This window comes from Paraburkholderia hospita (assembly GCF_002902965.1).
Taxonomy (GTDB): Bacteria; Pseudomonadota; Gammaproteobacteria; order Burkholderiales; family Burkholderiaceae; genus Paraburkholderia; species Paraburkholderia hospita.
Window position 1 is genome coordinate 183079 of the sequence record NZ_CP026106.1, and the last position, 16359, is coordinate 199437.

11 protein-coding genes are annotated in these 16359 nt (G+C 62.7%); 8 read left to right on the forward strand and 3 right to left on the reverse strand.

The window, feature by feature from the left end; genetic code table 11:
* The first annotated feature begins 15 nt into the window (after nt 1-15).
* On the forward strand, nt 16-1320 hold the full coding sequence (locus C2L64_RS19135; protein WP_007586382.1) for an HlyD family secretion protein: 1305 nt from the start codon (nt 16-18) through the stop codon (nt 1318-1320).
* A 76-nt stretch (nt 1321-1396) separates the two neighbouring features.
* On the forward strand, nt 1397-2956 hold the full coding sequence (locus tag C2L64_RS19140; RefSeq protein ID WP_007586386.1) for a DHA2 family efflux MFS transporter permease subunit: 1560 nt from the start codon (nt 1397-1399) through the stop codon (nt 2954-2956).
* Nucleotides 2957-3033: 77 nt separating this feature from the next.
* Here C2L64_RS19140 and C2L64_RS19145 read toward each other — a convergent pair whose 3' ends face one another.
* Nucleotides 3034-4668 (reverse strand): tetratricopeptide repeat protein, encoded by a 1635-nt coding sequence (locus tag C2L64_RS19145; RefSeq protein WP_007586387.1) that lies wholly within the window; start codon nt 4666-4668, stop codon nt 3034-3036.
* Between the two features lie 715 nt (nt 4669-5383).
* On the opposite strand from C2L64_RS19145, the gene mprF reads away from it, so the two are divergent.
* The 4 genes from mprF (at nt 5384) to C2L64_RS19165 (ending at nt 12674) form a co-directional block, all read left to right on the forward strand.
* Nucleotides 5384-7978, forward strand: a complete 2595-nt coding sequence (gene mprF / locus C2L64_RS19150) for a bifunctional lysylphosphatidylglycerol flippase/synthetase MprF (RefSeq protein ID WP_007586388.1) — start codon at nt 5384-5386, stop codon at nt 7976-7978.
* The gene (locus tag C2L64_RS19155; RefSeq protein WP_007586389.1) at nt 7975-9252 is read left to right on the forward strand and encodes a virulence factor family protein; all 1278 of its coding nucleotides are present in this window, start codon (nt 7975-7977) and stop codon (nt 9250-9252) included. Before mprF ends, C2L64_RS19155 begins: the two co-directional genes overlap by 4 nt.
* A 666-nt stretch (nt 9253-9918) precedes the next feature.
* A complete protein-coding gene (locus tag C2L64_RS19160; RefSeq protein WP_007586390.1) occupies nt 9919-12219 on the forward strand; it encodes a xanthine dehydrogenase family protein molybdopterin-binding subunit in 2301 nt (766 codons plus the stop codon).
* The gene (locus C2L64_RS19165) at nt 12213-12674 is read left to right on the forward strand and encodes a (2Fe-2S)-binding protein (RefSeq protein WP_007586391.1); all 462 of its coding nucleotides are present in this window, start codon (nt 12213-12215) and stop codon (nt 12672-12674) included. Before C2L64_RS19160 ends, C2L64_RS19165 begins: the two co-directional genes overlap by 7 nt.
* A gap of 29 nt (nt 12675-12703) precedes the next feature.
* Here C2L64_RS19165 and C2L64_RS19170 read toward each other — a convergent pair whose 3' ends face one another.
* Nucleotides 12704-13060 (reverse strand): BON domain-containing protein, encoded by a 357-nt coding sequence (locus C2L64_RS19170; protein ID WP_007586393.1) that lies wholly within the window; start codon nt 13058-13060, stop codon nt 12704-12706.
* A 212-nt stretch (nt 13061-13272) separates the two neighbouring features.
* Here C2L64_RS19170 and C2L64_RS19175 point away from each other — a divergent pair, with 212 nt between their 5' ends.
* Entirely contained in the window at nt 13273-14445 is a 1173-nt protein-coding gene (locus C2L64_RS19175; RefSeq protein ID WP_007586395.1) for a 4-hydroxybenzoate 3-monooxygenase, read from the forward strand.
* An 11-nt stretch (nt 14446-14456) separates the two neighbouring features.
* Here C2L64_RS19175 and C2L64_RS19180 read toward each other — a convergent pair whose 3' ends face one another.
* Complete coding sequence (locus C2L64_RS19180; protein ID WP_039901134.1) at nt 14457-15350, reverse strand: helix-turn-helix domain-containing protein; 894 nt, start codon at nt 15348-15350, stop codon at nt 14457-14459.
* Between the two features lie 145 nt (nt 15351-15495).
* On the opposite strand from C2L64_RS19180, the gene C2L64_RS19185 reads away from it, so the two are divergent.
* Entirely contained in the window at nt 15496-16326 is an 831-nt protein-coding gene (locus tag C2L64_RS19185) for an SDR family NAD(P)-dependent oxidoreductase (protein WP_007586398.1), read from the forward strand.
* The last annotated feature ends 33 nt before the right edge of the window (nt 16327-16359 follow it).

Here is a 16359-nt window from a genome sequence, read left to right on the forward strand (position 1 = left end):
CCTGGAGAACTAGAAATGAGCGAAATCAACACCCCGGAGCGCGAAACGACGCAAGCGCCGAATGCGAAGCCCGATGCGAAGTCCACTGCGGCACCGGCGCAAGCTGTCAAAGCGAACGAACCCAACACCCGCAAGCGCAAGTTGCTGCTCTCGCTGCTGGGCGTGGCCGTCGTCGTGTCGACTGCGGCTTACGGCGCGTACTACATGACCTATGCGCGCTACCACGAGACCACCGACGACGCGTACGTCAGCGGCAATCTCGTGCAACTGACGCCGCAGGTGACGGGCACCGTGATCGCCGTGAACGCCGACGACACGCAGATCGTGAAGGAAGGCGACCCCGTCGTCACGCTCGACAACGCCGACGCGCGTATCGCGCTCGGCAACGCTGAGGCGGCGCTCGGACAGACCGTGCGGCAAGTGAGCAGCCTGTATGTGAACAACGATTTCTACGCGGCGAACGTCGCGCAGAAGCAGTCGGACCTGGCGCGTGCGCAGGACGATCTGCGCCGCCGCCAGGCTGTCGCGGGCACAGGAGCGGTATCGGCCGAAGACATCGCGCATGCGCGCGACGCCGTGAACGCCGCGCAGGCCGCGCTCGACGCCGCGCGTCAGCAGGCGGAAGCGAACCGCGCATTGACCGACCACACGACGATCGCCCAGCATCCGAACGTGCAGGCCGCGGCATCGAAGGTGCGCGACGCGTACCTTTCGTATGCGCGCAACACGCTGCCCGCGCCCGTCACCGGCTATGTCGCGAAGCGTTCCGTGCAGGTCGGCCAGCGCGTGTCGCCGGGTACGCCGTTGATGGCCGTCGTGCCGCTCGACGGCGTGTGGGTCGACGCGAACTACAAGGAAAGCCAGCTGCGCAACATGCGCATCGGCCAGCCTGTCACGCTGACGGCTGACGTGTACGGCGGCAAGGTCGAGTATCACGGCCGCGTGGTCGGCTTTTCGGCGGGTACGGGCAGCGCGTTCGCGACGCTGCCTGCGCAGAACGCAACGGGCAACTGGATCAAGGTCGTGCAGCGCCTGCCCGCGCGCATTCAGCTGGACCAGAAGGAGCTGGAAGCGCATCCGCTGCGTATCGGGCTGTCGATGGACGTCGATGTCGACACGCGCGACAACGCGGGTCCGCAACTCGGCGCCGCGATGAACACGACGTATCGCACGGATGTGTTCGCGCAATACGGCGCACAGGCCGATGCCGAGATCGACAGGATCATCGCGCAGAACATGGTGTCGACGCATGATGCATCGCGGCCGCTCGCGAAGCGCGAAGCAGGCGACAAGAGCGCCACGACGCAGCGCGCAGGCTAAGCCGCACCGGAGGACGCAACGCCAAAGCGCGTCCTCGTTCGTTCAAGTAACTGACAGGTCAGATAAAGAAAGCGCCATGAATCCCTCGATGCAAACCGCACCGGCCCCGTTCACAGGCGGCAAGCTGGTCCTCGCGACACTTGCCGTCGCGCTCGCGACGTTCATGAACGTGCTGGATTCGTCCATCGCGAACGTTGCGATTCCCACCATCTCCGGCAATCTCGGCGTCTCCGTCGATGAAGGCACATGGGTGATCACGCTGTTTTCGGCGGCCAATGCCATCGCCATTCCGCTGACGGGCTGGCTCACGCAGCGCGTCGGCCAGATCAAGCTGTTCGTGATCTCGATCCTGCTGTTCGTGTTCTCGTCGTGGCTGTGCGGCATCGCGCCGAACCTGGTCGTGCTGCTGGCCGCGCGTATCTTGCAGGGCCTCGTGGCGGGACCGTTGACGCCACTGTCGCAGGCCATTCTGCTCGCATCGTATCCGAAGGAGAAAAGCTCGACGGCATTGTCGCTGTGGGCGATGACGGCGACCGTCGGCCCGATTGCGGGCCCCGCGCTCGGCGGCTGGATCACTGACAGCTACAGTTGGTCATGGATCTTCTATATCAACATTCCCGTCGGTATGTTCGCTGCGGGCGTGACCTGGATGCTCTATCGCGACCGCGAATCGCTGACGCGCAAGTTACCCATCGACAAGGTCGGCCTGTTGTCGCTGATCGTCTGGGTCGCATCGCTGCAGATCATGCTCGACAAGGGCAAGGATCTCGACTGGTTCAACTCGCCCGTGATCTGCACGCTCACGGCCGTCGCGGCCGTCAGCTTTATCTTTTTCCTGATCTGGGAATTCACGGAAAAGAACCCGATCGTCGATCTGCGGCTCTTCGCGGGGCAGAATTTCCGTGGCGGAACGATTGCGATTTCGGTGGCGTATGGCGTGTTCTTCGCGAACCTCGTGATTTTGCCGCAGTGGATTCAGGGCTATCTCGGCTATCGTTCGGTGGACGCGGGCCTCGTGACCGCGCCGCTTGGCATCTTCGCCGTGCTGCTCGCGCCCGTGATGGCGAAGATCATGCCGAAGTCCGATGCACGGGTACTCGCGACGGTGGCCTTCCTCGGCTTTGCAGGCGTGTTCTTCATGCGCTCGCAGTACACGACGGGCGTCGACCCCTATACCCTGGTGATGCCGACGCTGCTGCAAGGCATTCCCATGGCGCTCTTTTTTACGCCGCTTACCGCGATCATCTTGTCGGGGCTGTCACCCGACAAGATTCCCGCGGCCGCCGGCCTGTCGAACTTCGTGCGGATCTTCGCCGGTGGCGTGGGCACGTCGCTGATCTCGACGGGCTGGAACAACCGGACGATCCTGCATCACTCGCAACTCGCGGAACAGTCGAGCGTGAACAACCCCGGCTACACGAACGCGCTCACCAGTATTCATGCGACGCTCGGCGGCAGCATGGATCAGGCCAGAGCGTTTTTCGAGCAATCGCTCAATGCGCAGGCGGCGATGCTCGGCTTGAACGACATCTTCTGGTTGTCGGCGATGATCTTCATCGTGATCATTCCGCTGATCTGGCTGACGAAGCCGCGCAAGGGCGGCGGCGGTGGCGCAGCGGCAGCGGGCGCGCACTGAGTACTGCGCGTTGAGAACAGAAGGCCCCGGCTTGCAAATGCGACCGGGGCCTTTCTTTCGCTAACGTAGCCGCGCGTTCAACCGCGTTGCTGCTGCCCGATGGCACTGCGACTCGAATCGGCATCGCGCGGCTTCGGCGTCTCGTCGATGTTCTTGACTTCGATCATGCCATTGGCTCTATTCATGTTGCTGGTCATGCCTTTGGCGGGCAGCGTCAGTTCGGGCTTGCTGCACGTTTGAGTATTGGCCGTGGCGTGCATCGCGGCAGGCTGCATATCGCGCGCGTCCTTGCTCGCGTCTGCTTCGATCTGCGCGTCGCTGCATCCCCACGATTCGAGCAGCGAGCGCGCCATGCCCGTCGCGCACTGCGCACGGCTGCGCGTGATGCGCGCCGCGACCTTCACGAACACGCTGTCGTGCAGCGTCGTAAGCCGCTCATACGCGCGGCCCGCATCGTCGATGTTCAGCGCAACGGCGGTGCGGTACGCGTCGCGCGCTTCGTCGAGCGTTGCCGCTGGCACGACGCCCGTTTTCATCGACGGCAGCCGCAGTGCATCGCCGAGATTCACATACGCTTCCTGATAGCCGGGATTTTTCTCGATCGCAAGCCTCAGTTCGCGCACGGCGGCCGCGCGATAGTCGCCATGTCCTTGCGACGCTGCGCCCGCGAGCGTCGGCCTTTGCGCGAGCGCGAGCCATGCGCGGCCCAGCGCGTTATGAGCGGGCGCGTAGTCCTTGTGCAGTTCGACCGCGCGCCTGAGCACGTCGGCGGCCTGCTGGTAGCAACCCATGTCCATCAGGGCGACGCCCCAGTTGTAATACGCCCACGGACGCACGCGCTTCCATGAATGCAGTTCTTCGCTCATGTCGACGATGCTGCGCGCGTGACGGATCGAGCCTTCGTAGTCGCGCGCATAGGTGTCGAGCTTCGACAGCGCGAGCATGGCCCACGCCGCCTCTTCCCTCGACGCACCCGATGCGTCCCGGCCCGAGCCCGCCGCGATCTGCGCGAAGCGCTCGCGCACGTCGTCGAACTGGCACGGCGCATTGCCTTGCAGGCAGCGCTTCTGCTCCATCTGCGTCAGATACGACGCGTGCAACAGCGGGCTTTGATGCTGGAGGATCGTCGTGGCGGCCTGACGCAGCGCATGCCGCATGGCCAGTGATTCGTTGGTCACGTTGGGCTTCGCGCCCGTGTCGGGCGGCACGTCGTTGCCGAGCGCGACGGTGCGGCCATCGGGGTCGCGCAGCGTCAGCATCACCGCAAACGACGACGGCGAGCCGACGACGCTGCCATATACGGACGAATCGCGTTTGAGCAGCGTGCGCGCAAATTCGATCAGCGGACGAACCGACAGCCCCGTACCGGGGACCGTGAAGTCGGGCAGCTTGAACTCGGCGAGCACGTTTTCGGTGTCGCTGGCGGGCGTGACGGATTCGGCTTCCTTGCGCACGTCGCTGAGCGTATCGACGAGCAGGTGCTGCAAGGTCTGATCGGTGTAGCCCTGTCGCCTGAAATCGTCGGAGACCTCGATCGGCTGGACGAGCGTCAGCGGATCGAACCACACGCCGCACAGCGCGACGATGCGCGGCCCGAGATAAAACGCGGCAACGAGGATCAGCGGCACCACGATGCCGAGATACAACACGTGACGGCACAGGAACCGGACCGCCCAGAGCAACGAGGCGAACGGGGTGTCGAGGGGCTTCATGCGGAACTCCTTGCGGCGCGCTGCGATTGGCAAACCTGTCACAACGCATCGAACATGCCAATTCGTCTGACGCTTGCGGCGCAAGGAAGCGCGGGAAAAGGCCACTGGACTATGTTGGTTCACTGCCAACCAACGCGCGCGGATGAGTCGGATTGCACACGTCATATCGAAGGCGGCCCGCTCGCCCAATATGAAGCGAAACAGCCGGTTTACACCACGCGGCCGTTCGCGAACCGTAGGGTGACGAAAGGCAGATGAATCTTCGATAAAGCTAAACGCAAGGTCAAATCTGGTATCGTGCGTCCGGGCTTGGATAGCTGGAATGTGAGACGAATGCCGTCAGGGTTTGTACCAACCGGTACATCCGCCGCAAACGCGCCGGCTCTAAAGCGAGTGTCCATGCGGCCCGCGGCCGTGCGGCGCGGAGTCACGCGCGCGCGCCGCGCCGCGCTGGGCCCACAGGAAGATTCAACTCAATTTCCGATCGATCATCGGCCACATCAGGATTTCTTAAGCGAAAACTGTAAATAATCGCCTTCGGGTTGCTCCCGGTGTCAACCTTTTGGACAAATTGCCGTTGTCCATTTGTAAAGAGTTGAAAAGGCGAGATCAGGACGGCTGTAACGCCCGTCCAGCGCGCTCCGAAATCCAACCTCATTCGATGCCATAGCAACGAGACCATTGCTACTGCATCAGGCATTACCCGGGTTCATCCATGTCTGACCTTCCCCGTTCTTTTTTCAGCCGCGCCGCCGCGCTGCTTCAGCGAGCGTGCGCCGTGGCCGGCAGCCGGCGCGTGCTGTCGCCTGCGTTGTCGCTCGGCGTCTGCGTGCTGCTTCTGATCGTGCTGCAGCACCTGTCGCAGGCCGTCGATTACCGCTCGGTGATCCGCCATCTGCGGCATCTGACGGCGGGCGAATGGTCGGCCGCGCTCGGCGCGACGATCCTCAGCTATATCGCCCTCGTCGGGCGCGATGCCGTCGGGCTGCGGTACATCGGCAAGGCCGTGCCGCGCGCGGCGCTGTGGATCGGTGCGACGGCGGGCTCGGCGCTCGGCAACGCGACCGGCTTCGGCGCGCTGACGGGCGGCGCGGTGCGCGCGCGCGTCTATGCCGTCGCCGACGTGACGCCGGCGCAAATCGGCCGCATGACCGTGTTCACGAGCGTTTCGCTCGCCCTGGCCCTCGTTCTGATGACCGCGCTCGGCATGCTGTGCGACGCGCGCACGCTCGCGCCGATGCTGCACAGCCCGACGGGCGCGCTCGCCTGGGGCGGCGCGGCGCTTCTGACCGTGCTCGGTCTGCTGACGCTCGCCTGCGGCAAGCAGACACGCCAGATCCGCACGCGCTGGAGCTGGCTGTCGTTCGACGTGCCCGCGCGCCGCGATTTCGTCGAACAGGTGCTGCTGGCCGTGCTCGACGTCGTCGCGGCCGGTCTCGCGCTGTGGGCGCTGCTGCCGCACGCGCAGGTGGGCTTCGTGTCGTTCATCGCGATCTACTCGGCTGCGATGCTGCTGGGCCTGATCGGCCACACGCCGGGCGGTGTCGGCGTGTTCGAGGCGGCGATGGTGTTCGCGCTCGGCGGCAGCGTACAAACGCATTCGATGGTCGCGGCGCTGCTCGCGTACCGCGCGATCTATTTCGGTTTGCCGCTGATCGTGTCCGCGGGCCTGCTGGCGGGCTTCGAAGGACGTGCGCTGAAGAAGCACCTGCCGCTGCATCACGCGGCCACCGTGTCGCAGCTCGCGCCGCTGTTCCTGAGCCTAGTGACCTTCGTGGTCGGCGGCATGCTGGTGATTTCGAGCGCGACGCCCGCGTTCTGGCAACGCATCGCGATCCTGCGCGACCTCGTGCCGCTGTGGGTGCTCGAAAGCTCGCAGATGCTGTGCAGCGTGGTCGGCGTAGCGTTGCTGTTCGTCGCGCGCGGCCTGTCGCGGCGTCTCGATGCCGCATGGTGGCTTACGCTGGGTCTCGCTGTCGTGAGTCTTGCGCTGTCGCTGACCAAGGGTCTCGCGTTCGTCGAAGCCGGCGTCCTGACGACGCTGATCGTGCTGCTGATCGCAACGCGCTCGCGCTTCAATCGCCGCTCGTCACTGTTCTCCGAGCCCTTCACGGCGGGCTGGCTGGTTTCGGTGGCGATGGTGCTGATGCTCGCCGTGTGGGTGATGCTGTTCGCGTTCCGCGACGTGGCCTATACGCGCGACCTGTGGTGGCAATTCGCATTCGACGAGCGCGCGCCCCGCGCATTGCGCGCGACGCTCGCCGCGAGCCTGTTCGCTGCGACGTTCGCGTTCTGGCAATTGCTGCGACCCGCTGCGGGCCGCTTCGTGAAGCCTGTGAAGCAGGACCTCGACGACGCCGCGCGCATCTTCCGCGCGCAGGAGCGCAGCGACGCGGGCCTCGCGCTGATGGGCGACAAGAGCTTTCTCTTTTCCGAGTCACGCCAGGCGTTCCTGATGTACGCGAAGTACGGCCGTACATGGGCCGCGCTGCATGACCCCGTTGGTCCGCGCGCGGAATGGGCGGAGCTGATCAGCAAGTTCGTCGCGCTCGCGCATACGCACGGCGGCCGCGCGGCGTTCTATCAGGTGCGCGCGAATGCGCTGCCGCTCTATCTCGACGCCGGTCTCACGCTGATGAAGCTCGGCGAGGAAGCGCATGTCGTGCTCGACGAATTCGATCTGAAGGGCTCGCACCGCGCGCATCTGCGCTACGCGCTCAAGCGCGGCGAGCGCGATGGCTTCGCTGTCGAAGTGATCGAGCCGGCGCGCGTGCCCGAATCGATCGCGACGCTGCGTGAGATTTCCGATGGCTGGCTCGACAGCCGCGATGCGCGTGAGAAGAGCTTCTCGGTTGCTGCATTCACGGAAGACTATCTCGCCGCGCAATCGGTGATGCTAGTGCGTCAGAACGGCGAGCCCGTTGCATTCGTCACGTTCATGACGACGGACCTCAACACCGAGGCCACTGTCGGCGTGATGCGCCACGTGCCGCAGGCTTCGGCGTATGCGATGGAGTATCTGTTCACGCAGCTCGCGCTGCATCTGAAGCACGCGGGCTTCCGCTCGCTCAGCCTCGGCATCGCGCCGTTCTCGGGCATGTCGCCGACGCCGCTCGCGTCGCGCTGGCACCGGCTCGCGAATATCGTGTGGCGCTTCGGCGGCCGCTTCTACAACTTCCGTGGATTGCGCGCTTTCAAGAGCAAATTCCAGCCTCAATGGGAACCGCGCTATCTCGCTGCATCCGGTTCTGTCGGCGTGTTCTTCACGCTCGCGGACCTTTCGCTGCTGGCAGGGGGCCGGCGTTCATGATCATGCAAAAGTTTTACCGGCTCGCCGCACTGGCGAGTGTTTCGTTGTGCTCGCTCATAGGCGTGGTGCCGACGGCCCACGCCTATGAGACCGTGTCCGGCGGCCGATACGGCCAGGTCACGGTGACCAAGCCCACAGGCGACGTGCGCGGCTTCGTCGTGCTGTTCTCGCGCGAGAGCGGCTGGAACCCGGCAGACCAGCAGGCTGCCGACGCGCTCGCGAAAAACGGCGCGATGGTGGTGGGTGTCGATACCGCGAAGTACGCGGCGAATCTCGCTGCGAAGAAAGAAGCGTGTCATCAGCTGGTGGGCGATGCCGAAGCCGTGAGCCATCAACTCGAAAGGCAGGTGCAGTCGAACCGCTACTTCATGCCGATCGTCGCCGGCTCGGGCCAGGGCGCGACGCTCGCGATGCAAGTGCTCAAGCAGGCGCCTGAAAACACAGTGGCGGGCGCAGTATCCGTTGCCGCGCAGCGCGATCTCGACAAGCGTTTCAATCCGTGCGCGCCGGACCCGACCGTGACGCACGGTCCCGGTCTGCCGGGTTTTGCCGAAACGGACGCGAACGCGTCGGCTGGCACGCAGCGCATCGTCGAGCTGACGACGCCGCATCTGCGCGTCGCCGCGATGAAAGAAGAGGACGTCTCGGACCTGCCGTTGATCGAACTGCCCGCCGCGCATCCGACGGGCATGATGGCAATCGTGATTTCCGGCGACGGCGGCTGGCGTGATCTCGACAAGACGATCGCCGAGGAACTGCAGAAGGATGGCGTGTCCGTGATCGGCTGGGACAGCCTGCGTTACTTCTGGTCGGAGCGCTCGCCGCAGCAGACGAGCAACGACCTCGCGCGCGTGCTGAAAACCTATACGACGCGCTGGCATGCGGATCATGTCGCGCTGATTGGCTATTCATTCGGCGCCGACGTGATGCCGTTCGCGTACAACCGCTTGCCCGATGCGGTGCGCGCCAAGGTCTCGCTGATTTCACTGCTCGGCTTCGCGCCCTCGGCGGACTTCCAGATTCGCGTGACGGGCTGGCTCGGCATGCCTGCAAGCGACAAGGCGCTGCAGGTGCAGCCCGAGTTCGCGCGCCTGCCGCCGAAGATCGTGCAGTGCTTTTACGGCGAGCATGAGGAAGATACGCTGTGCCCGACGCTCACGAAGACGGGTGTCGAAGTCATCCGCACTTCCGGTGATCATCATTTCGGACACGACTATGCCGCGCTCGAAAAACGCATTCTCGGCGCGTTGAAAAAGCAGGCTGGCGGAACCTGATAGTAGAAAGGGTAGAAAGCAGCGCGGCGACTGTGCGTCAATCAATGCGCAGTCGCCGCCCTTGCATTGAACCGCAGGCACGCCCGCGGTTCTGCTGAAAAGATGCGGTCGCAATGACCGCAATGGCTGTGCGTCCTTAGTGGAAAATCAGATACAGAATCACAAGGACGATAAGCGGCACACCTAGTAACCAACCAATCAGATAAGGCATCTCTTTCTCCCTGTGCGACTGCCGAGACCAGGCGGTCGTCGTACACAGCGCTTGTGGCGATCATTGATGCAAGTGATATGCCACTGCGCTGGAATTGCAGCGCAGCATACGCGTTGACACACGCTAAAGCCTTGTCGCAGCACGCTTTAAATGACTTTTGACGGCATGCGCTTATTGCGCTTCGCACGTGCTTTGCGACCGTGTTACGCCTGCCTGAAATGCGCGAATTGCCGCTTCTTCGCAATCTTTTCAGCCCGTCGTTCCCGCTCATTCAATGCGGCGAAATTCACAACGCGCACTAATATGAACTTTGACGGGATCGACTGACGCTTGTCGAACCGGGCAAACGCGGACTCATGAAGCGACGTAACGCTGGTATTCGAATGCGCAATTTCAGTTGAGCCGCGGCTGGTGCGTTTTACTGGTGTCCATGCTGGATTCCTCTGAGAGATGCCATGCTGAAGCGTCGAACCTTCCTGCTGGGCGGCGTGGGCTTAGCCGGCGCGCTGGTGGTCGGATGGTCGGCGCTGCCGCCGCGTCAGCGGCTCGTCGCGTCCGAACCGTTGCCGGTGCGTCCCGGCGAAGCGGCGCTCAATGGCTACGTGAAGATCGCCGCCGACAACACCATTACGGTCCTCATGTGCAGGACGGAGATGGGGCAGGGCGTGCATACGGGACTCGCGATGCTCGTCGCGGAAGAACTGGATGCGAACTGGGCGGACATCCGCGTCGCCAATGCGCCGCTCGACCAGATCTATAACAACGTCGAAAGCGTGATCGGCGATCTGCCGTTTCGTCCCGACGACGACAGCGTCGTCAAGGAACTCGCGGTATGGCTCACGCGCAAGCTGGCGCGCGATTTCGGCACCGTGATGACGGGCGGTTCGTCGACCATCAACGACCTCTGGCAACCGATGCGCGAAGCAGGCGCGTGCGCGCGGACCATGTTGATCGCAGCGGCAGCCGAACGCTGGAGCGTGAAAGCCGCCGATTGCCGCATCGAAAAAGGCATCGTGGTGCACGAAGCGGGACATCGCGCGTCGTTCGGGCAACTCGCGATGGAGGCCGCGCGCCAGTCGCTGCCGCGCAATCCCGTGCTGAAAGATCCCGCCACGTTTCAACTGATCGGCAAGCCGTTGACGCGCATCGAAGCCGCTTCGAAGATGGACGGCAGCGCGATCTTCGGCATCGACGTCGTGCCCGATGGCTTGCTCTACGCAAGCATCAAGATGTGTCCGACGCTGGGCGGCACGGTTCGGGATTTCGACGGCAAGGCGGCAGCGGTGTTGCCTGGCGTGCGCAAGGTCCTGGCCGTCGATGCGTACAACGGCGGAACGGGCGGCGTTGCGGTGATCGCGGACAACCTGTTCATCGCGATGAACGCGCTCGACGTGCTGACGATCCACTGGAACGATGGGCCAACCAAAGGGCTGACCAACGCAGAGGTCGACCGGCGCCTCGTGCAGGCGCTCGACGAGAGCGAAGGCCACGCATGGTATCGCCACGGTGACGTAGAAGACGCACTGAGCCATGCCGCGCATACGTGGAAGGCAACGTATCGCGCGCCTTATCTCGCGCATGCGCCGCTCGAACCCGTCAATTGCACGGCGCAAGTGAAAGACGGCAAGGCGACGGTATGGGCGGCGACGCAGGTTCCCGCTGTCGCGCGCATGCATGTCGCGCGGGTGCTCGGCATCGGCACGGACGATGTCGATCTGCAGCAGCAGATGCCGGGCGGTGCGTTTGGACGCAGGCTCGAAGTCGACTTCATCGCGCAGTCGGTCGCGATCGCGCGCGAAGCGGACGGGCGCCCTGTGCAAACGCTCTGGACGCGTCAGGAGGACATGCAACACGACTTCTATCGTCCCGCGTGTCTGTCGCGCTTCAGGGCGGGACTCGATGCACAGGGACAGTTGATTGCGTGGCATAACACGTCGGTGAGCCAGTCGGTCGTCGCGAAGTGGCTGGCCCGCAACTACCGCATTCCCGATCTCGGCCTCAACCTGGACAAGACCGTTTCTGAAGGCGCGTTCGATCAGCCTTATGAAATGCCGAATGTGTGGATCGGGCAACGCGTAATCGAATTGCCGATGCCCGTCGGCTTTTTTCGCTCGGTTGGGCATTCGCATCAGGCGTTCTTTATCGAAAGCTTTATCGACGAACTGGCTGCGTTGGCGCACAAGGACCCCGTTGCATTTCGCGCAAGTCTGTTGAGGCGGCATCCGCGTCATCTCGCCGTGTTGCAGAAAGTGGCGAGCATGTCGGGCTGGCGAGCGTCCGCCGTCTGGTCGGACAAAGGCGTCAAGCATGCGCGCGGTGTCGCGCTTCATGAAGCATTCGGCAGCGTGGTTGGGCAAGTTGCGGATGTGTCGCTCGAAGCGGGTAACACAGTGAAGGTCAATCGCGTGTATTGCGCGATCGATTGCGGCTTGCCGGTGAATCCGAATCTGATCCGTCAGCAGGTGGAAGGCGCGATTGTGTTCGGGCTTTCCGCTGCGTTCAAGGAAGAAATCACGCTCTGCGACGGCGCAGTCGTAGAGGGCCTGTATACCCAGTTCGACGTGGTGCGGATGGACGAGTGCCCCGACATATCCGTCGAGATCATGCCGTCGAGAAACCATCCGCAAGGCGTCGGCGAGTCCGCGGTGCCGCCTGTCGCACCTGCCGTCGCGAATGCGTTGTTCGCATTGACGGGCACGCGCAGCTACGCGTTGCCGCTGAACATGAAGCTGTATCCCGGGGGCGCAACATGCTGAAGCTGAATATCAACGGCAAGACTGTGGAGGTGCAATCCGATCCCGCGACACCGCTGCTTTGGGTATTGCGCTGCGAACTGAAAATGACGGGGACGAAGTTCGGCTGCGGTGTCGGCGTATGCGGCGCGTGCACCGTGCACATCGGCAAAGAGGCGAAGACCTCGTGTCAGGAAAAGCTCTCGGATATCGGCGCAAACCGCATCACGACGATTGAAGGCCTTCAAGGGACGCAAGCGCGTGCGCTGAAAGAAGCGTGGACGCATGTCGATGTCGTGCAATGCGGGTATTGCCAGAGCGCGCAGTTGATGGCCGCAAGCGCGCTCATACAGCGCAATCCGACGCCGAGTTTGAAGGACATAGACTGTGCGATGCACGGCATCATTTGCCGCTGCGGCACCTATCCGCGCATCAGGCAGGCGATTCTCGAAGCGACGGGGCAAGTCAAACGAACGTGACGTTACCCCGTCTCGCCTGTCGCAACCGTCTAGTTGTTTCCGTGCGAGTACAACGTCAGCTTGTTGCTGACCGACGTGACGCCGGGCACGCCTTTGGCCACTTCCCCTGCCTGCGGAATCTGCGATCCGTCGGGGACGCTGCCCGATAGCACTACCGCGCCGCCACGCGCTTTTACGAAGACGTTCGATACGTTGAAGCCCGGCGCCTTCGACAACGCCTTGCGCACATCGCGGCCGAGCTTCTTGTCTGCAGGTGTCGCCTTCTTCGAAGGTGCCGCCGGCGTGGAGGCCATCGACATCGAATCGCTGGCTTGCGCGTACACGTTCGACGTCAGCGTGACGCAACCGATGAGGGCGAGCAGCCTCAGGACGTTGCGGATCTTCATGGTTGCTTCTCCTTGTTTGCTTGTGGGACCGCTCAGTAAAGATAAGCCAACAATCCGCTTCCACCAAAGCCGCGTTTGCTTTCTAAGGGAAAACCCGCATCTATGTACTATCGCAAATTGAGATAACGCTTATTCACGCTATTGCGTTGCTCGATAGAGGCGCCGACGGCACACTTTGACGCACATCAAAGACACGTATTCAGGAGACACCTATGCGTACTCAAGTCGGCATCATTGGCGCCGGTCCCGCTGGACTGCTTCTTTCCCATCTTCTCCATCTGCAAGGTATCGATTCCGTCGTGCTCGAATCGCGCAGCCGCGAGCAGATCGAATCGACGATACGCGCTGGCGTGCTCGAACAGGGGACGATGGACCTGCTCACGGAAACAGGCGTGGGCGAGCGCATGAAAGCAGAAGGCGCGCTGCATCATGGTTTCGAGCTCGCTTTCGAAGGCAAGCGCCGCCGTATCGATCTCACTGACCTCACGGGCAAAGCGATCACGGTGTATGCGCAGCACGAAGTCATCAAGGATCTCGTCGCGGCACGGGTGGCGGCGCAAGGCGCGCTGAAATTCGAAGTGTCGGACGTGTCCCTGCACGATATCGACGGCACGACGCCGACTATTCGCTATCGCCATCAAGGCGAGGCGCATGAGCTGCAATGCGATTTCATCATGGGCTGCGACGGCTCTCAGGGCATTTCGCGCAACGCGATTCCCGAAGCACTGCGCCGCGATTATCAGCGTGTGTATCCGTTCGGCTGGTTCGGTATTCTGGTCGAAGCACCGCCTTCATCGGATGAATTGATCTACGCACGCCATGAGCGCGGCTTCGCACTCGTCAGCACCCGTTCGCCGAATGTGCAGCGCATGTACTTCCAATGCGATCCGAAAGATACCGCCGACAACTGGTCCGATGATCGTATCTGGGCTGAGATGCACGCGCGCGTCGACTCCGACGACGGCCACAAGGTTGTAGAAGGCAAGATCTTCCAGAAGAATATTGTGGGCATGCGCAGCTTCGTATCGACGACGATGCAGCACGGCCGCCTGTTCCTTGCGGGCGACGCCGCGCATATCGTGCCGCCGACGGGCGCGAAAGGCCTGAATCTGGCCGTCTCCGACGTGCGCATTCTGTCCGACGCATTGCGCGCGTTCTACAAGGAAGACCGCAACGACTTGCTGAATAGCTATAGCGAAACGGCGCTCAAGCGCATCTGGCGCGCAGAACATTTCTCGTACTGGATGACGCGCATGATGCACCGTCTCGACGATGCGTCGCCGTTCGAACAGCAATTGCAGGTCGCGGAACTCGAGCACGTGACGACCTCGCGCAGCGCGGCGATTTCGATGGCTGAGAACTACGTCGGCGCGGTGCCGGTATAAGCGGCCTGCATTCAGTTCAATGACAGATCGGTGTGCGCGGCGGCCTGGAATTCTTTCGGCGTCGCGCCCGTCTGCTTGCGAAAATAGCGGCTGAAATACGCCGCGTCCTCAAAGCCGAGCGCGTGCGCGATCTGCTTGATCGTCAGGCCCGAATAGACGAGATCGCGCTGTGCTTCGCGTATCAGATGCTCATTCACGAGCGACATCGGCGAATGGCCGAGTTCGTCGCGGCAAATGCGGCTTAGCTGCGCCGTCGTAATGCCGAGCTTTTCCGCGTAGAACTCGACAGTCCGATGCTCGCGGAAATGCGCGGCAACCAGTTCGCGAAACCGCTTGATCTGCCCGCTTCGACGGTCGGCGACGGCGCTCGTCGCGGGCATCGCCGCCGCATCGCCCAATCTCGCTACTTGCACGAAAAGTGCAATCATCAACGACATGCCCGCAGCGATATGACCGCGTGCATTGCCGCGGTACTCCTGTTCGAGCAGCGTAAAAAGCGGCATCAATGTGTCGTCGCCCGCTGACGCCTTCACGGGAATCACGGCAGCGCGCTGAAATACGGGCAGCAGACCCGGCGACACCGCCTTCGAAATCGACTCCAGCGCGCGCTGCGCAGCCGTAATCACCAGCCCGTCGATATCGGGCGAAAACACAAAACCATGCACGGTTTGTGCGGGCAAAACGACGATGCACGGCGGCGCGAGCGCGTGCTTCTCGCTTTCGATCACGACATGCCCGCTGCCGCTCCGAATGTACAGAACCTGTAGCAACGCGTCATGCCGATGCGCGGCGATATGCCAGTCGTTGGGCCGGCTGCGCTCGGCAATCCACTCGAAATTGAACGCGTCGAACCACGGCGGCCGCGCGGATTCGCCGTACAAATCGTAGTTAGGGATTTTCCTCATGCTGTTTCCTCTGCCGTGTACGGATTGTCCTGCGATGCGTGCCCTTTGTCCAATCTGGACGAGCGGCGCGTCCCTATACTTTTCTCCATGAATCGAACGAACCATTTCTGGGTTCGTCGATAAAGATCAGTACATGGAGATTTGGATGACTAAACAAAATGGCGCTGAATGGCTCGCTCTGAATGACAAGGTCTGTGTCGTCACGGGCGCAGCGGGCGGCATAGGCAGTGCGATTGCGAAAGTGCTCGGTGAGAGCGGCGCGCGTCTCGCATTGCTGGACCGCGAAGCAGGCAAGTGCGAAGACCTCGCACAGACACTCGGCGCAAACGGCATCGAAGCGTTTGCATTCGCGTGCGATATCGGCGATGCGAAAAGCGTCGAAGCGGCAGCGGCAAGCGTCGGAGAAAAACTCGGCGCTGTGGATGTGCTCGTCAACAATGCGGGGCTGTTGCGGCCGGGCGGAATCGAAGACATTGCGCTCGATGCATGGAACGCAATGCTGCAAGTCAATCTCACCGGTTACATGCTGTGCTCGCAGGCATTCGGCCGCGCGATGTTGCGCAAGGGCGCGGGCAGCATCGTGCACGTCGCGTCGGTGGCTGCGCATCATCCGCAGACCTGGAGCGGTGCTTATAGCCCCGGCAAAGCAGCCGTCACGATGCTGTCGAAGCAGATTGCGGCCGAGTGGGGACCGCGCGGCGTTCGCAGCAACGCGGTTTGTCCGGGGATGATCCGTACGCCGTTGTCGGCGTCTTTCTACGAACAAGGCGATGTCGAACAGCGCCGCAGCGCGATGACGGCAAGCCGCCGCATCGGTGAGCCGGTCGATATCGCGGAAGTGGTCGCCTTTCTTGCGAGCCCACGCGCGAGCTATGTGAACGGCACGGAACTCGTCGTCGACGGCGGACTGGAATGCATGCTGATGGATCTGGTGCCGCGACCCGGTTATGACGCAAAGGCCAACCCGGCGCGCTAGAGACCAAAAGACATTCGGCAGGAGACAGTCATC

Excerpts from the sequence above, each read along its gene's own strand:
- C2L64_RS19155 (WP_007586389.1), top strand. The coding sequence starts at position 7,975 with ATGATCATGCAAAAGTTTTACCGGCTCGCCGCACTGGCGAGTGTTTCG.
- C2L64_RS19180 (WP_039901134.1), bottom strand. The coding sequence starts at position 15,350 with ATGAGGAAAATCCCTAACTACGATTTGTACGGCGAATCCGCGCGGCCG.
- C2L64_RS19145 (WP_007586387.1), bottom strand. The coding sequence starts at position 4,668 with ATGAAGCCCCTCGACACCCCGTTCGCCTCGTTGCTCTGGGCGGTCCGG.
- C2L64_RS19160 (WP_007586390.1), top strand. The coding sequence starts at position 9,919 with ATGCTGAAGCGTCGAACCTTCCTGCTGGGCGGCGTGGGCTTAGCCGGC.
- C2L64_RS19135 (WP_007586382.1), top strand. The coding sequence starts at position 16 with ATGAGCGAAATCAACACCCCGGAGCGCGAAACGACGCAAGCGCCGAAT.
- C2L64_RS19185 (WP_007586398.1), top strand. The coding sequence starts at position 15,496 with ATGACTAAACAAAATGGCGCTGAATGGCTCGCTCTGAATGACAAGGTC.
- C2L64_RS19175 (WP_007586395.1), top strand. The coding sequence starts at position 13,273 with ATGCGTACTCAAGTCGGCATCATTGGCGCCGGTCCCGCTGGACTGCTT.
- mprF (WP_007586388.1), top strand. The coding sequence starts at position 5,384 with ATGTCTGACCTTCCCCGTTCTTTTTTCAGCCGCGCCGCCGCGCTGCTT.
- C2L64_RS19165 (WP_007586391.1), top strand. The coding sequence starts at position 12,213 with ATGCTGAAGCTGAATATCAACGGCAAGACTGTGGAGGTGCAATCCGAT.
- C2L64_RS19140 (WP_007586386.1), top strand. The coding sequence starts at position 1,397 with ATGAATCCCTCGATGCAAACCGCACCGGCCCCGTTCACAGGCGGCAAG.
- C2L64_RS19170 (WP_007586393.1), bottom strand. The coding sequence starts at position 13,060 with ATGAAGATCCGCAACGTCCTGAGGCTGCTCGCCCTCATCGGTTGCGTC.